Genomic DNA, 11535 nt, shown 5'->3' with positions numbered 1-11535 from the left:
CCACCCCACACCCCTCGCAGGATAGACTCAGATTTTGGCAGATTGTGGGGAGCCACGATCGCCGGTTTGAGGCTGAATCCTGGAAGTTGTAGTTTGCCGCTGGTAGGGTGTCATTAGCGCAGCGTAATGCACCATAGCCGGGCATTTTTAGTTTCAGAAATCGCCTTAATCCTGGAAGTCGTAATCCTGCTCTGAGAAATTTCCCGACACCACAGGATTAATCGGCAACGACCAGCTGCGATCGCAGTTGACTGAGCTTGGACAAAATAAGACTCAAATCGTAGGCGATCGCCTCGCGATTATAGGCGTTCAGGAGCGGAACGTGAATAAACAAACCATTGGTCGAGAGATGATGCGTCTCAATATAGGTCAACAATTGAAAATACAGATCGTTGCAAACATAGGTGCCCGCGTCATTGCTAACTGTTGTCCATTGGGTTCCAGAACACAAATACGATAGGTCTACGGGCGTTTTTAGAACCGTACTCTGTGAGCGGGCGCACTGCTCTAAGTTAAGCAAGCCTCTTTTTTCAGCCATGCCACAACACACGACTGCGGACGGCTGATGCTTTAATAAGGCGGAAAGGACCTGGCAGGAGGCCAGTTGAGAATGAACGGGCAAATGCCTAACAACGATGGTGTTTTTAGGCAAGCGGCGCTGAGATTGCAGAAGCGCAACAATATCGTCCGAAGCATTGCTATTCTGATGTGCCTTCCAAGGGGCAAACGAGGTGAGCAGTAGAGACATGCCTTTTGCCCTCACTTAACATGCCTCTATAATGGCTCTTTTTCCGTTTCTGGCTTTTCCTCGCCGATGAGGAGAGCCATGGGGAACTTAGCGAGCAGCTTGCTGACTTCGATCGCCTCTGGAGAATCGAAAGATTGACCGCCAATCCAGTCGTACCAGCTAACGTCATGTTTATTAGGAAAATCTAACGTCAATTCGTCCCAGATACTGCCGATGGGATGTTCTCCAGGCTGAATCAAATTGGTGAGGAAACGAGGTGCGATCGCTACTAACCACTGACGGCCATTCTGACGGGCAAAAGCGATGATGTGATCTTCTGCATCTCCCCGGGCCATAAGGGGCTGATAGTCTCCTTGTTGAAATAGATCAGCGTAGGTCTGGCGGGCTGCCAAGCAGCGATGGGTAACCCAAAGCTTGATACGACCGTCTGAGCGGTAGTCCAATAAGTTTTTCAACAAACCATCGCGATCGCTCTCGGCCTGCTGGCACATCTCATGCAGCCAATAGCCCCGCAGGTCGTAGTCAACCGGGCGACGGTTGTCTGGATCGACCAAGCTGAAGTCCCAAAGTTCTTGACCTTGATAAATGTCAGGAACGCCAGGCAAGGCCAGCTTCAACAGGACTTGAGAGAGTGAGTTATAAATGCCGTAGTCTGCGATGCGGTTCTGAAATTCCCGGAATTTTTCCAAAAAGAGGTTTTTATCACCCGGAGTTAAAATAGCGCGGGCAAAGGCCACAAAACTGTCTTCATAGTCAGTATCAGGGCGTAACCAGGCCGTATGAACTTTGGCCTCTCGGACTGCTTTGACGACATAGTCCGCGATGCGATCTGTAAAGCTTGGCAATTCTTCCTCTGAGAAGGGAAACGCGCCGACAAGGGTCTGGTATAGGAAATATTCATCGTTAGCATCTGGGACCACGCGATCGCGCAAAACTTTCTTGTAGCCACTATTCAAACTGCGCCAGATGCCAACTGCTGCTTCCCACTCTGATGGCAACTCCGATAACACATTTAGCCGTGCTCGGACATCCTCACTTCGCTTGGTGTCATGAGTCGAGGTGGCGTTCATAGCATGAGGCCATTGCCCTTGACGATGCTGATTAAAGTTGTGGAAGCGTCGTAGTGAAATCCCGAACTGTCCAGGAGATCCACCCACTTCATTAAGACTGATGAAGCGATTGTAGCCGTAGAACAGCGTATCTTCGACTCCCTTCGCCATAATTGGGCCGGTGAATTGCTGGAGGCGCATAACAAATCGTAGCCACTGCGATCGCTCCCCCTCGGTCAGAGAGTCTTCATATTCCAGCAGTAAAAATTTCTCAAGCAGGTTTAACTCATTGACCAGCTGAGGAATTCGTCGCCTAGCGCTCTCAATTGCGCTGCGAATATACTCAACGTCTCGCTTGGATGTCTTACCTTGGTTGACATAAGTACAGTAAATGGGGAACGCAATCAAGACTTCCTCGATAGCCGTCCGTAACCCATACAGCGTCAGGTCGCGTCCATAGCGGTACTGCTGGCAAACTCGTTTCAGAAAGTGGGCTAGATTGTCGATATCACCCACTAAGTTGGTTTCCGCAATCAACCGCTTCTTTTCGGTAACCAAATCTTCATAGGCTTGGGTTTGGTCCGTCAGCTGTCGATAGAGCCGGGTAAATTCTTCTTGAGACGCTTGCTGGCAAAACACGCCGTTGATGTGATTCAAACTCTCATAGCCTGAGGTGCCCTGGATGGGCCAATCTTCGGGTAGACGCTCTTCTAACTCCAGAATTTTTTCGACCACAATGTAGACGTCGCCAAGGCGATCGCGCAGTCGACATAAATAGGTTGTTGGATCGTATAGTCCATCAATATGGTCAATGCGAACGCCATTGAACCTGCCTTCGTGGATCAACCGGCAAATGAGATCATGGCTCTGATCAAAAACCTCTTCATCATCAACCCGTACACAAATCAACTCGTTGACGGTAAAGAAGCGGCGGTAGTTGAGTTCCTCTGCTCCCACTTTCCAGAAGGCCAGACGATAGAACTGTTCGGACAACAAATCGTCTAGCAGGTTGAAGCTCTCGGGTTCTTCAGCAGTGCCATTGAAGGATGCTAGGTTCTGGTTGAAGAATTCTCGAACATCTTCACTTTCTTGATAGACGTCCCACAAGAGATCCTTGGCAAACTGCACCTGCTCTCGATAAGCCTGTCCAGTCAAATCGGCGATCGCATTTTTGACCAAATACAGAATGCCTGAGATTTTAATATAGGTCCTGTCCTGCTCACCTAGCTGCTGTGCTAATCGCTCTAGGTGATAGCTTAAGAAGCGCCCATAGGTTTCAATCCGGACCGGAAATTGGAGGCTGTAGTAATTAACGCTGAGTCCAGACTCGTCATAGCTCAGCTGAATCTCACCGCGTTCCAAACAGCGGTCATAAAAGTCACCCAGCATCGGAGCTAATACCTTACCCTGATGCTCTTCCAGTCGATCCCATTCGATGTCGAAGTAATTGAAGTATTCCGAATCAGGACCATACATCAACACATCCATCAGATATCGATTCTGACCGTCATAGGCCATGTGATTCGGCACGATATCTTGCAGCCATCCCATCTCGTGATGATGCAAAGTATCCATTAACGGCTCAAAAGCAGCCTTTCCTCCTAACTCAGGATTAAGCTGGGTGGGATCAACCACATCGTATCCATGAGTACTGCCAGCTCTTGCTTTGAAAACCGGTGAAGCGTAGAGGTCAGAAACGCCTAGCGCCTTCAGATACTCCACAATGTTTTGAGCGGCTTTGAACCCGAAGTCGGGGTTGAACTGGATGCGATAGGTAGCGGTCGGGATACGCATAATGAGTCCGTGAGTAACGTAAAAGTGACTTATCAGGTAACCAGCACTTTATTGAAGTCGCCGGGATCGCCTTAGGCAATCCAGTAGAGAGCTAGACTGAGTGGTGCCAGTTCCAATACCTGAGTCTCCATAATCTTTTCAGGTAAAGAGGAACCCGGTCCCTGCCATACTTCTGCCGCAGAGTCGATTTTTAGATACCAGTCCTGTTGGGGAGGAGCGACCTCGACCGTCGTTACACCATCGTTAAAGTTCATCAGGACTAGCAGTTGCCCGTCAGCCATGTCTCGCTGATAATATACCAGGCGTTTTTCTTCGTCGCTGTTAGCCCTGATGTCTTTAGAAAAGGAAGGAGCATTCAAACCAAGCTGCTTCCTAAGCTGTAACAGTTGCTGATAGTACCGCCAAAGGACGTTGTGTTGACCTTCCTGCTGTAGCTCCCACTTTAGCTTGACCTGTTCAAAAGTGGCCTCTTCATGAGCTGGAATAGGTTCACCTACCGCATGAAATTCTTCAAATTCTTTCTTGCGGCCTTCGGCGACGGCTTGAATCAAATCAGGATCGCCATGGTCAATGAAGTAGAGAAACGGGGACGGATCGCCATATTCTTCACCCATAAAGAGCAAAGGCAAATAGGGCGAGGTAATAACGGCACCTGCTGCCAGTTTGAGGGCTTCAAAAGAGAGCTTTTGCGTGAATCGTTTGCCTGTAATGTGGTTGCCTATTTGATCGTGGTTCTGGGCACAGACGACGAACTGAGTAGAGGGTAAGTCGGTGGCAGAATTACCGTGGCGGCGACGGCGAAAACGAGAAAACTGACCGCTGTAGACGAAGCGATCGCGAATGGCCGTAGCCAAGGCCTCACAGCTATCAAAATCCTGGTAGTAGCCTTCGCTTTCATGAGTCAACAGAGCATGAAGCGCATGGTGAAAATCATCACTCCACTGAGCATCCAACCCATACCCTCCTTGAGTCGGAGGTCGGAGTAAGCGAGTATCATTCAAATCGCTCTCAGCGATCAAATAATGCGGTTTACCTAGTTCGTCTGACAGGGCATCAACCGCTTCAGCCATATCCGCCAGAAAATGCTTGGCACCAAAGTCGTAGATGGCATGAACCGCATCTAGCCGTAGTCCGTCAATGTGGAAATGGCGCAGCCAATACAATACATTTTCGACAAAATACTGCCGTACACCGTCACACCAAGTATCGTCAAAGTTAATTGCCCCTCCCCAAGGGGTGCTGTATTTCTGCGTAATGTAGGGACCATAGAATCCGGTGTAGTTACCCTCTGGACCAAAATGGTTGTACACCACATCTAAGATGACGGCTATTTCATGCTGGTGGCAGGCTTCAACAAGCTGCTTCAATCCAGCCGGTCCCCCATAAGAATTCTGTACCGCATAGGGAAAAACGCCATCATACCCCCAGTTACGAGCGCCTGGAAACTGAGCTACGGGCATGATCTCAATGGCAGTAATGCCTAACTCTTTGAGATAAGGGAGACGAGCGATCGCCGCCTCAAAGGTTCCTTCCGGCGTGAACGTACCGACATGGAGTTCATAGATGACATAATCCTGCAAAGGTAGGTTCTGCCAACTTGAATCTTGCCAATCGTAAGTTCGATGATCGACTACGACTGAGGGACCATGTACCCCTTCAGGCTGATACCGAGAAGCAGGATCCGGTCGGGTTTCAGTCTGATTAATGCAGTAGAAATATTGAGTACCCTCAGATACGTTATCTACTGAAACCGTCCAAAAACCCTGCTCAATTCTGGTCATTGGAAAGCTTCTGTCTTGAGGAGAAACCAGCTTGACCTCAACGGAATTCAGCTCAGGCCCCCAAAGTGTAAATTGACACTGATCATCTGCTTTCAGAACAGCTCCAATCTCAATATTTGTAGTCGCCATATTTACACGTTCAAAAAATTCTATGCAAACGATTGCTCTATCAAGAGGCTGAAATAAGTGTTATGAAACCATACCAAAATCACCGCTAAAGTGGGTCCTCTACTAGATAGAAATCTAGCCAAACGCAGGATGAATTGGATGAAACGCCCCTATTGTTATGCTCGCTCATTGACAAATGCCGGTTGGGTAGTTCGATAGTTGTCTACTGGAGATGGCTTTTGCCAAGTATTCATAATGTCTTTGACCAAAACTTCCTCTAGCCAAACCTGGCCAACCACAACGATTGGCAGCGCTAAAAACAGACCAAAAAAGCCAAACAAGAGACCAAAAACCAGCTGAAAAAGGAGAGTCGCTGCAGGTAGCAAGGAAACTTGATGGTTCATCACGAGAGGCGTGAGAAAATTACTTTCAAGCTGCTGAATTACGACGTAGAGAACCACGACAGCCGCCGCTTTCCAGGGGGATTCCAACAAAGCGAGAATAGCGGGAGGAATCACACTTAAAACAGGGCCAACATTGGGGATGAAAGTCAGTACGCCTGCGATCGAGGCGTTGGCAATGGGTAGCGGGACACCAATGACCATCAGTCCGACAAAACTCATCAGCATAATGACGGCCATATTAAACAGAATACCGATCCCCCACCCGGCCAGTGCAGATTCACACCCATCCAATATCTCCTGGATTCTCAGGCGGTAGAAATGAGGAAACAGGGCGACGAAAGCTTTGCGATAAGCCCTGGGGTTGGCCAACAGCATCGTCGTAACGGCCAAAACAAGGAAGGTATTCAACAGAAGAGAGAGCGTTCCTGTAAAAAACGAGAAAAAGTTATCGAAAAGGCTTCTTGCAATCCTGGGGATATCCGAGATGAACATATCCAACTGCTGCCCTATCGTTGACAGCTCGAAAGGCACCCACTCGTCAAGCTGCTCAACCCAACGCCGGATCTGAGACGCTTCGTAGGGTGCTTGCACTAGCCACGCGCGGACCTGCTCAACAAAGGGCGGTACTGCAACAGCGAGGACCCCTGCAACAATACCTGAGATGAGGAGATACGTTAAGGCGATCGCCCAACCTCGCTTAAGCCGAAGGCGGGTGAAAAGCCGGACAACGCGATTGATGATGGTGGCTAAAACGACCGCCAAAAAACCCAGCAGCACAACGAAACGGATGCGCCACAACAGGAAGGCACTAAATACAAGAAGAATTAATCCGACAAATTTACCGAATTTCACAAGCAAACCCTAAAAGTGAAAAAAGATTCGCGACCCTTAACTTTTCAATCAATCAAATAAAATTGCGAAACTCCATTTCGGCTTCAAAGCCGATGAAGAGTCAGTTAGTGATACCTACACTAGTTCACTCTCTTTATTGAATTCTTCTGTCTAAGGTTTAATCTACGCCGTTTGAGTCCTGCTAAAATTCTGGTTCCTGCTCAAATTGAAGATATTGAAAGCAGCAGTGTTCCTTTAAGATAATTTACCCGAGAGCAAAATAATCCAGCAGGACACAAGCTGTTAATTTCCAGTTTTATTAATCAATTTTAAGCCTCAAAAACAAATCCCTAATGCGATAGATATATTTCAGCTCGCTCCCCTATTTAATGAGGTAGTGTTGCGCTATTAATGGTCCCTATATCATGCTCAAATTCACTTTGCTCTTTCTAGTTATCGCCATCATTGCAGCTGTACTGGGTTTCGGTGGTATTGCAGGTGCGGCAGCCAGCATCGCACAGGTTCTGTTCTTCATCTTTTTGGCCCTTTTTGTCGTTTCTTTGATTATGCGTTTAGCAAAGTCGGCATAGTAGTTAAGCTTTTGAAAATAAGGAGCTATTCTGTGATTGCAGGAAATAGCTCCTTATTGTTTTGCTTCGGTTCTCAAAAGCAAAGTGCACTTACATGATTACCCTTTAACCCTACGCCTGATATCCATCTGGCATTCAGCAAAAAATAGTGCTTAGTACCGCTACGCGGAATTCAAAATTGAGAATACTCTGCGAGAAGAGCAAAGCTCTACAAAACTAAGGCAGATAAGCCTAAGGATGAAAAAGCTTTTTAAATAAGATTGTCCAAGAAGATCTTATTCAGAATTCAGATAAGATCGCTATGTTACTTTTCTACCTAATTTCTATAACTTTCTTGTAGTATTTGAAAATAAGAAAGGAGACATCTATGTAATGCCTCCCTCTCGCTTTAACTCAGGCGAAATTAGTCAACTGCTTTCTTAACTTCGTCTTTCACATCTTCCTTAGCATGCTGAGCACTAGCTTCTGTTTGCTTTGCTTTACCAGCAGCTTGATCAGAGGTGCTACCAGTCATATCACCAGCTGCTTCCTGGACCTTTCCTTCCACGTTTTTAGCAGTAGCTTCTGCTCTATCCTTAATACCCATTAATTAAGTTCCTCTTAATTCAATTGCTGTAAACAGCATAAGAAAATCACCGCTTAACCCTCATCTACCTGCAGGGATATTTGTCAAGAAACTCGAACATTTCAGCAGAGGGCGCTATGACCGTAGCCGTTTGATTTGAGAGGGTTATAAACGTTAGGCTATGAGCCAAGTCAGAATTGCATCGTCCTTTTGATATAGAGAAATGCGATGTTTCTCTACTCTTTAGGGACAACAAACAACTCTTCTCCAGAAGTTGGATGAATCCCTGAAACGAGCTTCAGTTCTGCTAGTGTTAGTCCCTTTTGCAGCGCTGGAATCAGTCCTTGAATCATGTCAGGGGCTTCATTCCCCGCAGCGTGGACACCCACAATTTGTCCAGTTGATTGACACGCAAGCCATTTAATCAAAGCGTTCTGCGCGTTCTGCATAAGGCTGTGATGAAGGGGGACAAACCTCTGCTCATAGGTTTCTAGGTCATCTCCCAACTGCTGCTTCGCTTCGGCCTCTGACCAGCCTACGGTTGCCAGTGGAGGTACGCCGAAAACAGCTGAAGGAATCCAGCGATAGTCTGTGGCGGTGGGCTGTTTACAGCAGATAGTCTTAGCAACAGCCTCCCCTTCGGCGATCGCAGCAGGCGTAAGCGGCAGTCGGCCTATGCAGTCGCCAACAGCATAGATTGAGGGTTGGGAGGTTTGCCCATAGTCATCGACTGCAATGTTGCCATCTTTAAGGTCAACGCCTGCTTTCTCCAGGTTAAGGGCCTCTAAATTGGGCGATCGTCCAACTGCCATCAATACCATGTCTGTACTAACTGTCTGGGCCTCATCGTCCTCGTCCTTGGACGAGAGCGTCATCACTCGCTGAGATCCGTCTGCAACGATCTCGCTACAGGTTTTTTGGGGAATAAAGGTAACTCCTAAGCGTTCGAGTCCTGCGTGAGCGATCGTTCTCAGCGAATCATCGAACCCCGACAGAACTTGCTGACTAGTATCAATCAGCGTGACTTTTACCCCTAACCGGGCGAAGATATGGCTAAATTCAATGCCAATGTATCCACCACCAACGATGCCAATATGCTGCGGTAGCTGGGGCAGATGAAACATGTCTTTGGACGTTAAAGCAAATTCTGAACCTGGAATATCAGGCACTGTAGGCGAACCGCCAACGGCAATCACGGTATGCTCAGCATCTAAAATCTGGTCACCCACTTGAACCTGGTACCCATCAATAAACTGTGCTGTGCCTCGAACAATGTCGACTCCGGCATCTTGAAGGGACTCCTGTTGAGACTGACGGAGATCGTCTAAATGCTGATGCATTGTCGATTTAAAGGCAGCCCAATCGAAGGACCCCTCAACGTTTGACCAGCAGAAGGAACGGGCTACCGTCTGTTGTTCAACAAAGTCGGCAGCTTGGATCATCAGCTTTTTAGGAATGCATCCTCGATTGACGCAGGTACCACCTAAATAGTTAGATTCAACAATTGCGACTTTCGCCCCATAATTAGCGGCTGATGTGGCCGTCGATAATCCTCCGGACCCAGCTCCGATCACTAAAACGTCGTAAGACACGCTTAAATCCCCATCATTCATCCTTATTTACTTTCCAGCGTAAAGAATTGTTTAGATGGAAAATTCCTTCAGGGGACGTAGATTTGCAAAATTAATCAGATGTTGCCACTGTGACCGGAAGAAAGAGACTGAACGTGCTGCCGCGCCCCACCTCAGATGTCGCATCAATGTGTCCCCAATGCATCTCAGCAATACGGCACGACAGGTGCAAACCCAACCCACTGCCTGAGCGACGCTGTTTCCCTTGCCGGAACCATTGAAAAATTTCGGCTCGATCTTCCTGGGATATCCCAATTCCGGTATCTATCACCTTGAGAATGAGCCAAGCCGTACACTCTGGAGTATTTTCCTTTTGCGGAACCTGCGATGGCCGAGTTTGCGTACGTTGCAGTTGTACTTCAACAGATCCCTGATCGGTAAACTTGATGGCATTACCAATCAAATTGGTTAAAACACGGCGGATTTCCAGAATATCTCCCTGCATCTCAAAGTCAGACGTATCCATAATGGGATTATCATCCTGATCGACTAACTTTAGGGTGAGCTGTTTCTCCTTTGCTAAAGGCGTCAATTCGTTAACAACAGTAGAAGCAACGTCATACAGGTTGAAGGGAGTGAAGGTTAATGCTTTATGGCCAGCATCATGCCGATAAACTTCTAGCAGCGTATTCACCATATCCAAGAGCTGCTGATTGTTGCTAATAGTTTCAGCGATCGCATCCTTGGCCTCGTCAGCAACCACCCCAAAGGCCTCATTCCGACAAAATGTCAGCATTCGGTTGGCCGCAACCAAGGGTGTTCTCAGGTCATGAGTTAGCCGAGCAACAAAATCATCTCGCTGCTGAATCATGTAGGACTTTGCATCCATTGCCTGCTTCATTCGCAGCAATGATCTGACCCTTGCCCTCAACTCATCAATGTCAAAGGGCTTACGGATAAAGTCATCAGCTCCAGCATCTAATCCCTCGACTAGGCTGACGTGATCATGAGCCGTTAGCAATAGAATAGGGGTGTAGGGAATGCTGTCGTTTTGACGGATACGTTCGGTAACCTCATAACCATTCATCCCAGGCATCATGATGTCTAGAAGAACCAAATCAGGCAGGCACTCGGTTATCTTAGACAGCGCTTTCCAACCATCCTCAGCAAAAACGAGATCGTATTCAGGAGCATCCAGAACTGTTTCGATTAGAAATAAGTTATCGGGTGAATCATCAACAGCCAAGATGCGACTCATGTTCACACCATCTTGCACAAGCATAATGACATTTTCTTATCCATAGTTGATCGCTAGTTTTCGTAATATCTTTTTTATAAAGAGAATAATTACATAAGTCCCCAGTCGTAGGCTTCCATCTTCCGACTGAGTTTCGTTAGCTTTTATACGAGACAGCCTCTATCTAGCACAGCTCTATGTTCGAATCTTTGAAACGCATTCGCTGACTACTGTGTCTTGTCTACCTACGCACCCTTCTAATTCTGTCTCTGAGCCTGCATCTAGTTCCATGCTGGGCGACGGTGACATTTTAGGAATCTGTCGTCTGTCAGATAAATCGCTATCCTCTAGAGGGATATAGACCGGGCTATTCTTCTATGAGTGATGCGCTGTGGCAATACTCCGCGATCGCCTCTTTCCTAGCCGATCATCAGATTGCCTGTGGAGTAATTCGTCACCCTGTTACCCGCAATTGGCAAACCTGGTTCTCTTTATATGGGACTGACATTACCTGTATTTTCTCGACTAAAAGCTATAGTCTGGCTCACTCGGTCCGACAAATGTTTGTTGTTGAACTTAGAGCAGGTTTGATGACTGACAGCGATCAGGCTCAATCTTTTATGGCAGATATTCAAGCGATCGACGGCAGTGAGCTAATTGATCCCCTGCCACAACGAGCTTTAGAGAGTCTAGCGAAGCAAATTCGTCGTCAGTTAGTGAATGAAGCCTCAGATTCTTAGCAGATGTTTTGAGGAATGCCACTAGTTGAAAACGAAAACACCACGGAATGACTCAGCTCGAATCTAGCAAAGTCAGAATCAACTAGGGAATGAATGCTATAGGTTTCGATATGTTGC

The 11535-nt window shown here is 47.4% G+C and carries 9 protein-coding genes; 2 read left to right on the top strand and 7 right to left on the bottom strand.

What is annotated here, in order from left to right; all coding sequences use genetic code 11:
* Nucleotides 1-217: 217 nt before the first annotated feature.
* The 4 genes from PN498_RS17660 to PN498_RS17645 all read right to left on the bottom strand — a co-directional run bounded on the left by PN498_RS17660 (nucleotide 218) and on the right by PN498_RS17645 (nucleotide 6736).
* Nucleotides 218-748 carry a pyroglutamyl-peptidase I family protein gene (locus tag PN498_RS17660; RefSeq protein WP_272064391.1) on the bottom strand — a complete coding sequence of 177 codons (531 nt, stop codon included), beginning with the start codon at nucleotides 746-748 and terminating at the stop codon, nucleotides 218-220.
* Nucleotides 749-774: 26 nt separating this feature from the next.
* A complete protein-coding gene (treY, locus tag PN498_RS17655) occupies nucleotides 775-3591 on the bottom strand; it encodes a malto-oligosyltrehalose synthase (protein ID WP_272064390.1) in 2817 nt (938 codons plus the stop codon).
* A 71-nt stretch (nucleotides 3592-3662) separates the two neighbouring features.
* Nucleotides 3663-5501 carry a malto-oligosyltrehalose trehalohydrolase gene (gene treZ, locus PN498_RS17650; RefSeq protein WP_272064389.1) on the bottom strand — a complete coding sequence of 613 codons (1839 nt, stop codon included), beginning with the start codon at nucleotides 5499-5501 and terminating at the stop codon, nucleotides 3663-3665.
* Between the two features lie 155 nt (nucleotides 5502-5656).
* Nucleotides 5657-6736: an AI-2E family transporter gene (locus PN498_RS17645; RefSeq protein WP_272064388.1), complete on the bottom strand. Its 1080-nt coding sequence runs from the start codon at nucleotides 6734-6736 to the stop codon at nucleotides 5657-5659.
* Nucleotides 6737-7140: 404 nt separating this feature from the next.
* Between PN498_RS17645 and PN498_RS17640 the strand changes: the two genes are divergently transcribed.
* Entirely contained in the window at nucleotides 7141-7305 is a 165-nt protein-coding gene (locus tag PN498_RS17640) for a DUF1328 domain-containing protein (RefSeq protein ID WP_272064386.1), read from the top strand.
* A gap of 403 nt (nucleotides 7306-7708) precedes the next feature.
* On the opposite strand, the gene PN498_RS17635 is transcribed toward PN498_RS17640, so the two are convergent.
* The 3 genes from PN498_RS17635 to PN498_RS17625 form a co-directional block, all read right to left on the bottom strand.
* Nucleotides 7709-7891, bottom strand: a complete 183-nt coding sequence (locus tag PN498_RS17635; RefSeq protein ID WP_272064384.1) for a CsbD family protein — start codon at nucleotides 7889-7891, stop codon at nucleotides 7709-7711.
* A 215-nt stretch (nucleotides 7892-8106) separates the two neighbouring features.
* A complete protein-coding gene (locus tag PN498_RS17630; protein WP_272064382.1) occupies nucleotides 8107-9483 on the bottom strand; it encodes a dihydrolipoyl dehydrogenase family protein in 1377 nt (458 codons plus the stop codon).
* Nucleotides 9484-9553: 70 nt separating this feature from the next.
* Complete coding sequence (locus PN498_RS17625) at nucleotides 9554-10723, bottom strand: ATP-binding response regulator (RefSeq protein WP_272064381.1); 1170 nt, start codon at nucleotides 10721-10723, stop codon at nucleotides 9554-9556.
* Between the two features lie 332 nt (nucleotides 10724-11055).
* On the opposite strand from PN498_RS17625, the gene PN498_RS17620 reads away from it, so the two are divergent.
* The gene (locus PN498_RS17620; RefSeq protein WP_272064380.1) at nucleotides 11056-11418 is read left to right on the top strand and encodes a hypothetical protein; all 363 of its coding nucleotides are present in this window, start codon (nucleotides 11056-11058) and stop codon (nucleotides 11416-11418) included.
* Nucleotides 11419-11535: the final 117 nt, after the last annotated feature.

The organism is Oscillatoria sp. CS-180 (assembly GCF_028330965.1).
Classification (GTDB): Bacteria; Cyanobacteriota; Cyanobacteriia; order Phormidesmidales; family Phormidesmidaceae; genus Halomicronema.
This window is presented reverse-complemented; position numbering and strand designations above follow the sequence as displayed.